Genomic DNA, 14275 nt, shown 5'->3' on the forward strand with positions numbered 1-14275 from the left:
GCCCGTTCGGGCGACGTACGCGAGCGGGCAGCGTTCGCGAACGAGCGACGTTCACGAGCGGGCGGTGTCAGGGCCGCCGGTAGCGCAGGCCGTCCATCACCAGGTCGAGCATGCCGTCCGCCGGGCCGACGTCGGGCACCGTGTGCGCGATGCCGGCGAGCGTGGCGACCACGTCCAGCGGCGCGACGTCGGGGCGGCCGACGGCCTCCAGCAGCGTGGCCATCGCCTCGGTCAGCCGGTCCTTGCTCTGCGCGTACGGGTTGCCGCCGGACGCGATCACCGCGCGCAACGCGTCACCCATGCCCTGCTTGGTGGCCATGTACTCGACGAACCGGTCCATCCACGCCCTGGTCGCCTCGTGCGGCGGCAGCGTGCGCAACAACTCGGGCACGGCGTCGCACAGCTTGGCCAGTTCGTTGCGGTAGACCGCCTCCACCAGCGCCTCGCGGGTGGGGAAGTGCCGGTAGAGGGTGCCGATGCCGACGCCGGCGCGCTTGGCGATTGCGTCCAGCGTGGCGTCCGCGCCCTCGTTGGTGAACGCCTCCAGCGCGGTCTCGATCAAGCGGTCGCGGTTGCGCTGGGCGTCCGCGCGCAGCGGGCGGGACACGGTGCCTCCATACGGGTGTGACGCGGCTCTCGATGCCAAGCGGAGGGTCCTCCGGTTAATGTCGAACGTAACGGAGGAACCTCCGCTTCAGTGTACGACAGGGGAGCAGGGCATGAGCGAGCACATCACCACGCCGTTCGGCGCGGAGTCCACCGCGGCGCAGGTCGTCGCGGGCATCGACCTGACCGGCAAGCGCGCGGTGGTCACCGGCGGCGCGTCCGGCATCGGCGTCGAGACCGCGCGGGCGCTGGCGTCGGCCGGGGCCGAGGTCACGCTGGCGGTCCGCGACACCGAGGCGGGGCGGCGGGTGGCCGACGAGATCGGCGGCGACGTCCGGGTCGCCCGACTCGACCTGGCCGACCAGGCGTCCGTGGCGGCGTTCGTCGCCGGCTGGGACGGCCCCCTCCACATCCTGGTCGCCAACGCGGGCGTGATGGCCGCGCCGGAGACCCGCACGCCGGAGGGCTGGGAACTCCAGTTCGCCACCAACCACCTCGGCCACTTCGCGCTGACCACTGGCCTGCACCGGTTCCTGGCCCTGGAGGGCGCACGGGTCGTGTCCGTCAGCTCCAGCGCGCACCTCATGTCGCCGGTCGTCTTCGACGACATCCACTACACCGAGCGCCCCTACGACCCGTGGACGGCGTACGGCCAGTCGAAGACCGCGAACATCCTGTTCGCCGTGGAGGCGAACAAGCGCTGGGCGGCCGACGGCATCACGGTGAACGCCCTGATGCCCGGCGGGATCGACACCAACCTGCAGCGCCACGTCGACGGCGAGCAGTTGCGGGCGATGAGGGACCGGGCCGCCGCGGATGGCTACCAGCTGAAGACGCCGGAGCAGGGCGCGGCCACCTCGGTGCTGCTGGCGACGTCACCGCTGCTGGAGGGCGTCGGCGGCCGGTACTTCGAGGACTGCGCCGAAGCCCTGCCGAGCCGGGGCGACACGCTGGTCCGCGGTGTCGCGGCCTACGCGCTCGACCCGGAGGCGGCCACCCGGCTGTGGCAGGTCACCGAGGAGATGCTCGCCCGCTGACCCGGGCCGCCACCAGGTCGATCACGGGCCGGTAGGCGCGGACCTGGTCCGCCGGCCAGTCCCCCGCGGCCCGGTCCCGGGTCACGATCCGGTAGATCAACGCCCGGAGCAGCACCTGGTCCCACGCCGGCAGGTGCGACCACCGGTCGGCGAGGTCGGGCGGGGCGCCGTGCCAGCACAGGCAGTCCACCACCGCGACCGCCGCCGCCCACGACGCGGGCCGCCAGTACGGCGGCCAGTCGATCACCGCGGGCGGTAGGCCGGCGGCGAACAGCACGTTGCCCGCCAGGTCGCCGTGCACGACCTGGGCCGGCAGGTCCACCGGAGCCCGCGCCGCGAGCAGCGGTTCCAGCAGGTCGAGCGCCGCGGGGCCGACGTCGGCCGGCGACTCCTCCCAGGCGACCCGGTCGCCGACCGACCAGGGGTCGTCGCGGAGGTCGAGGTACGCGGGTCGGGACACGTCGCGCACGGCCTCGTGGAACGCGATCCCGGCCCGCAGCACGTCGTCCGGCCTGCCGACGTCCGGCTCACCCGCCACGAAGCGGCACGCCTCCCACCCGTCGACCACCCAGTCGCCGGACGCGGACCGCACGGGAGGGGCGACCCGGAACGCGGGCGACGGCGGCAGGGCGGCGAGCACGTCGGACCGCCACCGCGTCTCGGGCTCGAAGTCCACCGGCTTGAGCACCACCCCGCCGGCGCGCCACGTGCCGCCCCGACCGCCGGGCAGCACGACGGGCTCGGCCGTCACGCCGAACGCGGACAGCACGGTCCGCGGCGGTCTTGGCACGCCGGGATCGTAGGCAACCCGGCCCGGCGGTGACGGGTCCTTTTCGGCAGGCTCCGCGGAAGGGCCGCACGACCGGGCCAACCACTACCGCGCGGCGTGGGCAGGGCTGGGCGATCGGCGCCCCGGCCACCACCCGGTGCTCTCGCCGTGGCTGCTCGGCACGGCGGTGGTGCGCGAGTGGACTGGCTGCCGCACGACTCGCGGACCTGGTCGAGGAGGCTTCACCCCGGTCGTGGCGACGCCGTGATCAGGTCAGCGCGACGCCGGTGAGCTCCGCGCAGGCGCCGAGCAGGCGTTCCTGGATCGCCACGTCGTAGGCGGCGGGGTTGGCCCGCAGGTCCTCGCGCCACTTGAAGTAGCGGCCGGTGACGGTGGCGGCCGGCTCGTCGCTCGTCGCGAGCCACACCTGGGTGTCGGCGCCCGTCGGCAGGTCGTCGGTGGCGTTCGGGCCGCCCAGCTTGGTCTTGATCCAGCCCGGGTCGACGGCGTTGCTGAGCACGTCCGGCCACCGCCGGGCCACCGCGAACGCCAGCACCACGTCCAGCAGCTTGGAGTCCGAGTAGGCCTGCATGCCGTGCCACGGGCCGCGCTCGTGCTGGAGGTCGTCCAGGTCCGCCACGCCCTGCGACTCCAGGCCCGACGTCAGGTAGACCAGCCGCCGCGGCCGGGGCATCAGGGCCGTGAGCAGGTACGGCGCCAGCACGTTGACCTGGAACAACAGCTCCAGGCCGTCCTCGGTGACCGTCCGCTCGGGCAGGCCGCCGCCCAGCCCCGCGTTGTGGATCACCACGTCGAAGGGCTCGGCGGAGGCCGCCGCCGCCAGCTCCCTGGTCCGGGCCAGCGACGCGAGGTCGCCCACCAGCACGCCGGCCGCGCCCGGCACGGCGGCCAGCGCCTGCCCGGCCCGCGCCTCGTCGCGCGCGTGCAGCACCACCCGGTGCCCGAGCGAGACCAGCGTCGCCGCCGTCTCCCGACCGATGCCGTCCGCCGAACCCGTGACCAGAACGCTCGTCATGCGCGGCAGCGTACCGTGGGAGCGCTCCCAGGCGCTCAGCCGAAGACCTGCCACCGGGCCAGCTGCCCGGCCGGCCAGCCCGTGTTGCCGCTGAACCGCAGCCGCACGTGCCGGGCGCTCACCCCGGCGGGCAGCGCGAGGGTGACCGCGTTGCCGGTGGCCGGGTCGAACACGTGGCCGGCCGCGCCGACCACCGTCGTGAACGCCGAGCCGTCCGTGCTCGCCTCCACCGCGATGGTCTGCGTGCGGCGTCCCCAAGCCGGGTTCGGCGGCAGGCTCAGCACCATCCGGCGCGGCGCGGCCACCGCGCCCAGGTCGACCCCGATCCACTGCGGGAACGCGCCGTTCGCGCTCTCCCAGTAGCTGTGCGGGTCGGCGTCCACCGCGAAGTGGCTGCCGTAGTGCTGGGTCTGGCTGCTCTGCGTGGTCGGCCTGCCCGCCGCCAGGTCGCGCTCGACGGGCGGTGTGTCGGTGAGCATCGGCTTGGTCGGGCGCACGGACGTCAACGCGAGTTGGCCCTTCAGCATCCGGCCGCCGTCGCCGGTGAGCCGCAGGTAGTAGTCCGACGAGCACCGCGTGCCGTCCTCGTCCAGGGCGAGGAAGCCCGAGCCGACCGGGATGCCCGCCTGCGTCTCCGGCGTCTTGGCGATCTGGTTGGCCTCGTTGTACTCGTCGAACATCGAGATGTAGATGCCCTGCACGCCGAGGCGGCACATGTTGTAGAACTGCCGCCACATGAAGTCGCCGTGCGCCCGGTGCCGCCGGGACAGGTCGCCGGGCAGCACGCACGGCTGGTAGTCGATGCCGAGCCGGGCGCACTCCGCCAGGTCCGGCGAGTTCACGTTGGCGTGGAAGTGGTCGGCGTCGGCCACGGTCCCGATCCGGCCGACCATCCACGGCGAGAGCATGTCGAAGCTGCGGTAGACCTGCGCGAACCCGGGGCGGGAGTCCTCGATCTCGCGCCGCCAGTGCGTCGGCACGCCGCCGATCAGGTACACGCCCTGGCCCTTGAACCAGTCGACCACGTCCTGGCACTGCTGCGGGGTGAACGGGCGGCCGGGGTCGTTGAAGCCGAAGCCCCAGACGCAGACCACCGGCTTGCCGTTCTGGCGCGCGTACATGGGGGACGAGGTGTACGCGCGCATCTTCGCCGTCCAGTCGGCCTTGATCTCCGACTGCATGTTCGTCCAGTTCGTGACGTCGTACATGAGGTAGAACTTCACGCCGTGCGCCTCGGCGGCCCGCCGGACGTGCGCGGTGACGGCGTCGCGGATCGGGCCCTCGCCGCCGGTCGGGTTGAACCGCTGGAGGGCGGCGGTGTCGCAGCCGTACTCGCGCATCCAGCGGAAGTGCACGTCCACGGTCTGGTAGTCGTGGTTGGAGAACACGGTCGCCGGTTGACCGTTCCCCAGGGCGCCGAACGCCGTCGGGTACTTGTTCGCGTAGTCCGTCATGTCCGGCCACGACATGAGCGCGTGGTTGGTCGGCGACGGCGGCTGACCCCAGTTGTCGCTCCAGTGCCACCAGCCGTCGATCGGCGAGTTGTCGCCCCGGGCGGCGAACCAGCCCTGGTAGCCGACGGTGATCTTGCCGACCACGTCGCCCGGCGGGCTGGCCGCGCCCGCCGGGGTCGACGTGGTGGTGGTCAGGGCGGAGGCGGCCAGGGCCGACCCGAGGAATGTCCTGCGTGACAGGGGCACCGCACGCTCCTTCGTTGGAGGGACGGCATCAGCATGCAAGAAGTGAGCAGCGTCACGCAATAACTCGACAAACCGGGATTCTGGCGGCGGACCGGGACTACGCGAGTCCGGCGAGCAGTTCCGCCGCGCGCCGGGGGCGGACCAGGAAGCCCATGTGGCTGGTGTCGAGGGTGTGCACGTCGAACGGGTTGTCCGGGAGCAGCGCGTCGGCCTCGCGGATGAACCGGTCCTGCAGCCCGACCGGGACCGAGCGGTCGTCGGCGAGCCGGACGTAGGTGTGCGGCAGGCGGGCCCAGGCCGCCGGGTCGACGCGGTCGCTGCCGCCGTCCAGGCTCTCGTCCGGCTCCAGGGTGTTCAGCGCCGCCAGGAACTCCGCGTCCGTGCCGTCGGCCAGCATCGCGGCCTTGAGCTTGGCCAGCAGGTCCGGGTCGGAGGTGCGCCAGTTCATCCGGAGCGCGCCGAGGTCGGCCGGGTTGCCCGCGAGCAGGCCCGGGAGGTCGTTGAGCGCGCTCGACGCCCACTCCGGCCCCTCCATGTACCCGCCCGCGGTCACGTCGACGCAGCACCACGCGGACACGTACACGACCCGGTGCAGCAGGTCGGGCACGGCGTTCGCCACGCCGGTCACGGTCATCCCGCCCCGGCTGTGCCCGACGAGGACCACCGGGCCGTGCTCGCCCGCGCGCCGCACCACGTCGATCACGTGCGCGACGTTGTCGGCGTGGCTCGCGCCGGCGAGCCCGGACGGCGCGGTGGCCAGCGCGGCCAGGTCCTGAGGTGCTTGGTACGACGGGGAGAACGGGGCGTCGAAGCCGTGTCCGGGCAGGTCGACGGCGAGCGCGCGGCGGCCGAGCAGGGTGAGTTCGCGGAGCAGGGGTGACCAGTGGAACGAGTTGCTGTTGGAGCCCGGCACGAAGACGTAGATCGCGTTCATGCAGTGATCCTCACATTCGGCCGGGATCGGGCCAGCAGCACACCACCGATCACGACCACGCCGCCGACCAGCGTGGTCCACCCCACCGGCTCGCCGAGCAGCACCGCGCCGATCGCCGTCGACCACAGCGGCGCGACGTAGGTGACGGTCGACGCCACCGCCGGCCCGGCCGCCCGGATCACGTCCAGGTTGAGCACGTACGCCAGGCCCGTCCCCGCCGCGCCGAGCACGACCAGCGCCACCGCCGCCGACATCCCCGGCCACGACGGCAAGCCGCCCGACGCGGGTGCGACCAGCGCCAGTTGCAGCGTCGCGCAGGTGATCTGCACGGCCGACAACGCGCTCGCGCTGTGGTCGCCACCGGAGAAGAACCGGCGGGTGTAGGCGAAACCCGCGCCGTAGCACGCGGTCGCGGCCAGGCAGGCGAGGCTGCCTTCGAGCACACCGCCCGCCAACCCGCGCCACGCGCCCAGCACCACGAGCACGCCCGTGAAGCCGACCAGCAGCCCGGCGACCCGCGTCCCCGTCGTCCGCTCGCCCGGCACGATCAGCAGCACGAACACCAGCGTCATCAACGGCGTGGTGGCGTTGAAGACACCGGCCAGCACCGAGCTGACCTGCGTCTCGCCGTGCGCCAGCAGCGTGAACGGCACCGCGTTGAGCAGCAGCGCGACCACCGCCGCGTGGCCCCACGTGCGCCGGTCCCGCGGCACGGCCGCGCCCTGCGCCAGGCAGATCGCCCACAGCGTGAGCGCGCCGAACAGGCAGCGGGACAACGCCACCCACACCGCGGGCACGCCCGCGTCCACCGCCACCTTGATCAACGCGAAGCTGCCGCCCCAGATCACGGACAGCAGCACGAACTTCCCGGACGTCTGCACCGGGTGAGGATCTCCGCACCTGCGATGATGAGTCCAACAAGTCACGTCCGCCAACCCATGAGAGTTGTTCATGGCCCTGAACCTCGCGCAGCTCCGCGCGTTCCTCGCCGTCGTGGACGAGGGCGGTTTCGGCACGGCCGCCGACGCGTTGGGCCTCACGCAGTCCGCTGTGTCGCACGCCGTGGCCGCGCTGGAACGCACCCTCGGCCACCCGGTGCTGGTCCGGCGCGGCAGGCCGCGGCCGACGGCGTTCGGCGCGGAGGTCGTGGCGCACGCCCGTGCCGCGGTGGCCGCCTCGGTGGCGATCACGGACCTGGCCGCGCGGCACGGTGGGGCGGCTCGCGGCACGATCAAGCTGGCCGCGCCGCCGACCGTGTGCCAGGGGCTGCTGCCGGACCTGATGTCCCGGTGGGAGGCGGAGTTCCCGCACGTGCGGGTGCGGGTGTTCGAGGGCGAGGACGACGAGGTGGCCGAGTGGCTGGCCAACGGCACGGTGGAGATGGCCGTCGTGGTCGACCCGCCGCCCGGTCACGGCGTGCCGGTGGGCGAGGACGCGTTCCACGCCCTGCTGCGCACCGACCACCCGTTGGCCGGTGTCGGCGAGGTGCACGTGGCGGACCTGGCGGACGACCCGTTCCTGCTCTCGTGCGGCGGGTGCGAGCGGCACGTGCGGCAGGTGCACGCGGGCCTGCCGTTCGACCCGCTGCACCGGGTGCGCGAGCTGGGGACGCTGCTGGCCATGGTGCGGGCCGGTGTCGGCGTCTCGATCGTGCCCGGCCTGGTGGCGTCGATGCTGGTGCCGGGGCTGGCGCTGGTGCCGTTGCGGCCGCGGGTGGTGCGCCGGCTGGTGGTCAGCGGCCCGCCGGGGCGCGAGTGGCACCCGGCCGTCACCGCGCTGGCGGGGTCCCTGCCGGGCGGTGATCGTGCGTGACAGCGCGTTCGGGGTGAACCGCCTCGGGTTCGGCGGCACGCCGTTCCCGTTGAGCTTCAGCGCTCGCGAGGTCGACGGCTCCTGGCGCCTCGACGCGACCGCGGCGACGGCCGCCGAGCTTGCCGACCTCGTCGTGGCCGCGGCGAACGAGACGATCGTGGTCGTCGACCTGGCGACTACCAGCTTCCTGGACGATGAGTACCGGCAGTGGCCGCCGTCGCGCATCGCGGCCGAGCAGGGCGTCGACGGGCGGGCGCACCAGTTGGGGACTCTGGCGTCGGGCGTGGTCGGCCTCAGCGAGGAGGTCCTCGTGCTGCGGCGTGACGACCTGCCCCGCTTCCTCGCCGGGTGGTCGCCGTACGAGCTGACCCTGGTCGACCTGCCCGCCCCGCCGAGCGCCGAGCGGCTGGACGAGATCGCCCTCGCCCTCGGCACCGCCGCCCACCACGAACCGGTGCTGCCCGCGCTCGTCGGTTCGCGCGTGTGGTTCTCCGGCCACGACGACTGCTACGTGGCCCTGGAGTCGACCGATCCGGCCCTGCCCGCCGCGGTGCTGGGCCGGCTCCTCGCGCTCCTGGCCGGCACCGCGCTGGACGACGCCGTGGCGGAACCCGACGGCGCGCTCGTGGCGGACCTGGTCACGCGCAACGCGCACTGGGTCGGCGCGGTGGACCGGGTGTCGGCGGACTCGGTGACGGTGAACCTGACCGCCACGTCCGCGCGGTGGCGGCTTGGCGCGCCACCGCCGGACCGGGTCGACCACACCGTGGTCCTCGACCGCGCCTGACCGTGCCGTGCGGCGCTACCGGGCGGCCGGCACGCCGGCCAGCAGTTCGGTGAGCCGTCCGACCGCGAACTCCACGAACGGCCGCGCGGGGATCAGCACGCAGGACGCCCGGCCCACCTCGGTCCGCTCGACGCCCGCCCGCCGCTCGAACTCGTCGCCGACGGTGGGGAAGTGGGTGTTGTTGTCGTCGCCCACGTCCAACGCCTCCAGCCACACCCGCTCGCCGGCCACCAGGGTCGGGAACCGGCGCAGCTTCAGCCTCGGCCGAGGGGTCAGGGTCTCGGCGTGGTGCAGGAAGCTGTCGCGGTTGTGCCGCACGCCGATCAGCAGGATGCGCGCGTCGAGGTCGTGCAGCCGGCCGAACGGCGAGTCCGCGCCCAGCGCGAAGTTCAGCGGCTGGTGCGCCACGACGTCCCGCGCGTGCCTGCCGACGGCGGCGACCGACGCCTGCGGGTGCGTGCTGCGCGCGCTGTCCGGGCGGGTGCGCAGCGCCTCCGCGATCGCGCCCATCGGGCTGGGCAGACCGGGGTGGAACAGCGGCACGGCGGCGCGCCGGGCCCGCAGGTCCTCGTCGGGCACGCCACGGCGGTGCGGTTCCGGGTCGGCGACCTGCGGCGTGAACGCCGGGACGACGACCGTGCCGGCGGGTCCGACGGCCGTGAGCAGGCTGTCGACCACGGCGGGCGCGCCGCCGTCCACCGGGCCCAGCGCGGACAGCGACGAGTGCACGATCAGCGTCATGCCCTCGGTGACGCCGGTCTTCCGCCAGCTCTCGGTCAGCGTCGCGTGCGCCAGGGTCATCGTCGGTCGTCCTCGATCGTCGTCCGGGGTCGACCCAGATGGTGCCCGGCGGCGGCGGCACGCGGGCCGGCGGGGGTGGGCGGGGCCCTGCGGCCTGCCGAAGTCCGTCCACAGTGGACAGGTGGTTTACTGGTGCGGACACCGCCGCCGCCCGTACCGGGTTCCACCTTGGTCAACGCAGATCAGTTGGAGGAGACCGACGTGTCCGTCATCAGCCCGCTCCGCGGGGCGCTGTCCCTGCTGTCCGTCGTGACCGCTCTCGCCGCGGTGCTCGCACCCGCCGCGACCGCGGCCCCGACCGCCGACCCGACCACCCACCTCACGATCTCCGTGTACGGCCGGTTGACGCCGGTCGTCCGGGAGTTCCGCCTCACCTGCGACCCGGACGGCGGCACGCACCCGCAGCCCAAGGCGGCGTGCGAGGCGATCCGGAAGTCGCCGGGCACGATCAAGCCGCCACCGCCGACGGCGCACTGCTACGACCGCGTCTTCGGGCCGGAGTACGCCAAGGTGAGCGGCCTGCTGTTCGGGGTCGAGGTGGCCGCCGAGTTCAACCGCCGCAACTCCTGCGAGGAGGACCGCTGGCAGGCGTGGCTCCCGGTCTGGGGCTGAGGCTCCCGCCTGGCCGACGCCCCGGGCCGGTGGTCGACCGACCCGGGGCGTCAGCGCGGGGCGCTACCCGCGGGTGATCTTGTAAGCGCGGATCACGGTGTGCTCGAACGTGTTGCCGTCGCTGTCGGCGCCGGACGCCTTGAGCGAGACGTACCCGGCCGCGTCGGGGTGCCGCACGAGGGCCGCCCCTCCTGCCACCGGCACGCGCCGCCAGGTCTTGCCGTCGTCGAACGACACGTCCACCCGGACCTGGCCCACCTCGCCGTTGTCCGCGCCGTCCTGCTGCTCCACCACCAGCGGCACGCTCAGCAGCCGTCCGGCGGGCGTGCCGCCGGCCGCGTCCAGCTCCGGGTTGAACCGCACCACCGACATCGGCAGCCGGCGGCCGTGCCCGTCGGGCAGGGTCGCCATCCGGAACGTCCACGCGCCGCTGACCCGCGTGGTCAGCTCGTGCGCCGTCGGATCGCGGACCACGTCGTGCTCCACCCGGTACCGGCCCTCGCCCTCCGGCACGGTGAACTCGCCCCACTGGTCGCGGATCTGGCCGACCAGCCGCCCGTCCCGGTACACCGAGGTGCGCGCGGACTCGTGGCTGCCGCGGCCGAGGTTGCCGTCGCGGTCGTTGATCAGCGGGACCTGCGCCGTGACGCGGTCCTCGTGCACGCCGAGGTAGGTGGCCGAGTAGCCGGACAGGCCGGGCCCGAGCACCGGGTGCCCGAACCGCTCCGAGTGCTTCTCGCCCAGCCGGTAGGTGCGGTTGAACGAGGAGTAGTCGGCCTCGGTCCGGTACTGCGGCGACAGCCGCTGGAAGCCCCAGCTCCAGGTGAGCCGGTCGGGCGTGACCAGGTCGACCACCGCGCCGCCCGAGGGCACGGGCAGGCCCACCGACCAGCCGCCCGAGCCGTCCGGCGGGCTGGCGTTGCCGCTGTGCAGGTACTGGCGGTCGGCCGGGCCGGGCGCGAACGTGGTCCGCACCTCGGCCAGCTCGGCCTTGGTCGGCGCGCGGGTGTACCCGGTGGGCACCGCGCCCTGCTCCATCCAGCGGAACCGGTGGTGCGTCGGCGTGCCGTCGACCGGCGGGCTCTGGAACTGCGCGCCGATCGAGACGGTCAGCTCCTGGTCGGTCAGGGTCGGGCCGACGTGACCGAGCGCCATGTCCCCGAAACCGCCGAGGAAAGCCGTGTTGAGCACGACGCGCCTGCCGTTGAGGAGCCGGGACACGTTGATGTCGCCGATCATCGGCGCCGCGGTGGGATCGGGCGCGGTGACCTGCACCGGTTTCGCGACGCGGGCGTCGAAGGTGTAGCGGGTGCGCTCGGCGTCGACGGTCAGGGTCGGCCGGGCGAGCACCCAGGTCTTGGGCCAGGAGCGGATGACCGCCCGCGCCATGTATTCGCCCTTGGGCACGCGTGCGGTAGCGGTGCCGTCGGGGCCGTACAAGGTCTCGTAGACGTCGTTGTCCATGCCGACGAGCGCGGTCGAGTTGTCCAGGGCCGGGTTGCCGTCGGCGTCGATGTTCTCGATCGCGATGTCGTAGCTCTCGACCTCGCGGGCGAGGCTGACCGGGACGCGGGTCGGTCCGCCGACCAGCGCGCCGGAGTAGACGCCGTCGAGCGTGCCGACCCTGGTGTCCGCCGTGACGGCCACGGCGGTCGTGCCGCCCGCGGGCACGGTGACCTTCGCCGGGGCCACGGTGAGCAGGCCGGCGGGCGCGGCGGCGCCGTTCGGGCCGCGGAGCTCGGCGGTGAGGTCGAACGTGACGGCCTCGGAACCGCTGTTGCGGTAGGTGACGGTCTTGGTGACGGGGGTGTCGTCGTGGTGGGGCCACAGCTGCTCTTCGAACGTGACGCTCACCGGCGTGGCGCCGACGTTCGCCGTGATCGCGCGCGGCAGGTCCACCCGGCCGGTGCCCTGGTCGAACACGGACAGCCCCGGGTTCGGCTTGGCGGAGGCCATCAGGACGGCCTTGAGCTGCGCGCCGGTCCAGTCGGGGTGCTGCTGGGCGAGCAGGGCGGCCGCCCCCGCGACGTGCGGTGTGGCCATCGAGGTGCCGGACAGGGCCGCGTGCCGCCTGCCGACGGGGGTGCCGAGGGTGCCCTCGGCGGCCTTGGCGGCGACGATGTTCAGGCCGGGCGCGGTGATGTCGGGTTTCACCGCGTCGTCGCCGTTGCGCGGGCCGCGGCTGGAGAAGTGGGCGAGGTCGTCGTCGTGCCGGACCGCGCCGACGGTGAGCGCGGCGTCGGCGCTGCCCGGCGAGTCGATCGACTTGGACCGCCCGCCGTTGCCCGCGGCGACGACGAACAGGGTGCCGGTCTTCTCGGTCAGCTGGTTGATCGCCTCCTCGAGGGGGTCGACGCCCGGTGAGTCGTAGCCGCCGAGGCTGAGGTTGACGACGTCCGCGCCCTCGTCGACGGCCCACTGCACGCCGGCCAGGATGGAGGACTCGGGGCAGCCGTTGTCACCGCAGACCTTGCCGTCGAGGATGCGCGCGTCCGGCGCGACACCGCGGTAGGTCCGGTTGCCACTGGCGATGGTCGCGGCGACGTGCGTGCCGTGCCCGGTGCGGTCGGTGGTGTCCGGGTCGGCGGTGAAGTTGCGCTCGGCGACCTCCTTGCCCCTGAGGTCGGGGTGCTCGCCGTCGACGCCACCGTCGAGCACGGCGACCCGGACGCCCTTGCCGGTCAGGCCCGCCTGCCACGCGGTCGGCGCGCCGATCTGGGCGGTCGAGCGGTCGAGGGACGGGCGCAGCACGCCGTCGAGCCACACCCTGGTGACGCCGGGGTCGGCGAGCAGGTCGCGGAACACGGCCCCGGCGTCCGCCTTGGGCGCCAGGGTGGCGACGGCGCCGGGCAGCGCGCGGGCGGAGCGCAGGCCGGTGGTCGGCGTGCCGGTGACGATGAGCGGCACGTGGTCGCTGCCCGCGTCGTCGTAGCCGGCCTCGATCAGGCCCGTCACGTCGAACAGCCGCGGGTCGAGCTTGCCCGCGGCGATGCCCTTGAGCGCGTCTTCGGGGACGACGTTGAGCCGACCGTCCCGATAGGTCGAGTGGAAGGTGACGTCGTCGCGACCCGGACCGGGCCGCAGCGACCCGACCGCCTCGCCGGTCACCACGACCCGGTCGCCGGTGACGAGGGTGACGGTCCGCGGCTGGATGCCCGCCGCGGGCTCCGCGCCCGCGGTGTCCGCACCGGCCACCCCCGTGGTCGGTGCGGCGACGAGCCCCAACGCCAGGACGGCGGCTCCCAGGGCTTTACCGCGCTTTCGTGGTCTGAACACACGTACCTCCCGGATTCGGCGCGCGCGAGGATCGCGCGGTCCGGGGGCGTCGCAGACCCGCGGTGGCGGTGGAACCGGAAGGTGACGAAGCCCCCGACGCCTCGACGCTAGCCACCCGTCACGGTGCGGTCAGCGTCTTTTGGAAGGGTGTTCGGCCACCCGAATGCACTACCGGCGGCTCGTGCGCGGTCACCAGGAGAGGTCGCCGGACTCCACCCGCGCGGTGAACGCGTCGGCGTCCGGGGCCACCGGCACGGCGTCCGACCTGGCCCCCAGCAGCGACACGGGAGCGGGGTCCGCGGTCAGGTCGAACGCGAGCCGTCCCCGTGCGCCGTCGTCGCCGATGACCGCCGCGCCCGCGTGCTCGGTGGCCGCCAGCGTCTCGCTTGGCGGGTAGAGGGTGACGAACGTGTCGCCACGCCACCCACTTCGGAACCACGACTCGCCCTGGAGGTAGCGCCGCCACGCGGCCGGCAGCGGACGTCCCAGCGCGGCCTCGGCGCGGTCGAACTCCTCGTCCGCCACCGGGCCCCGGTACTCGGCCTCGCACACGATCTCGCCGACGATGTTGGCGTTGAACTCCTCCAGGTCCTCGGCGGGCACCCAGTGCTCCAGCACGTCACGCCCGCCGGCCTGCTGCACGGGGTACCGGTCGAGGAAGTCGCGCCGCACGCGGAACCGCGTGACGAAACCGACGCCCTTGTCGGGCACGTTCCACTCGCGCGCGATCTTGGTGGCGTACCAGCGGTTCGCCACCGGGTAGAAGATCGGCTGGTCGGGCAGCCGCGGCGGCCACGCCCGCCACCCCGCCGCCGCGACGAGGTCCAGCTCGGCACGTCCGGTCGGTCGCCACAGGTCCACCATGTCCATGGCGCAGAGAGTAGGTGGGCCTCCCCGCGGCACCA

At 73.9% G+C, this 14275-nt stretch carries 13 protein-coding genes; 4 read left to right on the forward strand and 9 right to left on the reverse strand.

The features are described 5' to 3' along the window. Positions 1-67: 67 nt before the first annotated feature. Complete coding sequence (locus ACZ7GX_RS05155) at positions 68-607, reverse strand: TetR/AcrR family transcriptional regulator (RefSeq protein WP_498773034.1); 540 nt, start codon at positions 605-607, stop codon at positions 68-70. Between the two features lie 112 nt (positions 608-719). Between ACZ7GX_RS05155 and ACZ7GX_RS05160 the strand changes: the two genes are divergently transcribed. Then, positions 720-1643: an SDR family NAD(P)-dependent oxidoreductase gene (locus ACZ7GX_RS05160; RefSeq protein WP_498773036.1), complete on the forward strand. Its 924-nt coding sequence runs from the start codon at positions 720-722 to the stop codon at positions 1641-1643. Here ACZ7GX_RS05160 and ACZ7GX_RS05165 read toward each other — a convergent pair. The 5 genes from ACZ7GX_RS05165 to ACZ7GX_RS05185 form a co-directional block, all read right to left on the reverse strand. Further along, positions 1618-2433 carry a TIGR02569 family protein gene (locus ACZ7GX_RS05165; RefSeq protein ID WP_498773038.1) on the reverse strand — a complete coding sequence of 272 codons (816 nt, stop codon included), beginning with the start codon at positions 2431-2433 and terminating at the stop codon, positions 1618-1620. The two genes, ACZ7GX_RS05160 and ACZ7GX_RS05165, sit on opposite strands and share 26 nt — an antisense overlap. A gap of 247 nt (positions 2434-2680) precedes the next feature. Next, positions 2681-3448, reverse strand: coding sequence for an SDR family NAD(P)-dependent oxidoreductase (locus ACZ7GX_RS05170; protein ID WP_498773040.1), 768 nt, complete (start codon positions 3446-3448; stop codon positions 2681-2683). 35 nt (positions 3449-3483) lie between these two features. Next, complete coding sequence (locus ACZ7GX_RS05175; protein ID WP_498773042.1) at positions 3484-5148, reverse strand: glycoside hydrolase family 99 protein; 1665 nt, start codon at positions 5146-5148, stop codon at positions 3484-3486. A 97-nt stretch (positions 5149-5245) separates the two neighbouring features. Continuing rightward, the gene (locus ACZ7GX_RS05180; RefSeq protein ID WP_498773044.1) at positions 5246-6082 is read right to left on the reverse strand and encodes an alpha/beta hydrolase; all 837 of its coding nucleotides are present in this window, start codon (positions 6080-6082) and stop codon (positions 5246-5248) included. Continuing rightward, positions 6079-6963, reverse strand: a complete 885-nt coding sequence (locus tag ACZ7GX_RS05185) for a DMT family transporter (RefSeq protein ID WP_498773046.1) — start codon at positions 6961-6963, stop codon at positions 6079-6081. Before ACZ7GX_RS05185 ends, ACZ7GX_RS05180 begins: the two co-directional genes overlap by 4 nt. A gap of 70 nt (positions 6964-7033) precedes the next feature. Between ACZ7GX_RS05185 and ACZ7GX_RS05190 the strand changes: the two genes are divergently transcribed. Then, positions 7034-7894, forward strand: coding sequence for a LysR family transcriptional regulator (locus ACZ7GX_RS05190; protein WP_498773048.1), 861 nt, complete (start codon positions 7034-7036; stop codon positions 7892-7894). Continuing rightward, the gene (locus ACZ7GX_RS05195; protein ID WP_498773050.1) at positions 7887-8681 is read left to right on the forward strand and encodes a hypothetical protein; all 795 of its coding nucleotides are present in this window, start codon (positions 7887-7889) and stop codon (positions 8679-8681) included. The genes ACZ7GX_RS05190 and ACZ7GX_RS05195 overlap by 8 nt, the downstream gene beginning before the upstream one ends. 15 nt (positions 8682-8696) lie before the next feature. Here ACZ7GX_RS05195 and ACZ7GX_RS05200 read toward each other — a convergent pair whose 3' ends face one another. Beyond that, on the reverse strand, positions 8697-9482 hold the full coding sequence (locus tag ACZ7GX_RS05200; RefSeq protein WP_498773052.1) for an AAC(3) family N-acetyltransferase: 786 nt from the start codon (positions 9480-9482) through the stop codon (positions 8697-8699). Between the two features lie 201 nt (positions 9483-9683). On the opposite strand from ACZ7GX_RS05200, the gene ACZ7GX_RS05205 reads away from it, so the two are divergent. Next, complete coding sequence (locus ACZ7GX_RS05205) at positions 9684-10094, forward strand: SSI family serine proteinase inhibitor (protein WP_498773054.1); 411 nt, start codon at positions 9684-9686, stop codon at positions 10092-10094. A gap of 63 nt (positions 10095-10157) precedes the next feature. Here the strand turns inward: ACZ7GX_RS05205 and ACZ7GX_RS05210 are convergent, their stop codons facing one another. Both ACZ7GX_RS05210 and ACZ7GX_RS05215 read right to left on the reverse strand, forming a co-directional pair. After that, entirely contained in the window at positions 10158-13370 is a 3213-nt protein-coding gene (locus ACZ7GX_RS05210) for a S8 family serine peptidase (protein WP_498773056.1), read from the reverse strand. Positions 13371-13559: 189 nt separating this feature from the next. Then, positions 13560-14240 carry a hypothetical protein gene (locus tag ACZ7GX_RS05215; protein WP_498773058.1) on the reverse strand — a complete coding sequence of 227 codons (681 nt, stop codon included), beginning with the start codon at positions 14238-14240 and terminating at the stop codon, positions 13560-13562. Between the last annotated feature and the right edge of the window lie 35 nt (positions 14241-14275).

This window comes from Actinosynnema sp. NPDC037264 (genome assembly GCF_055603705.1).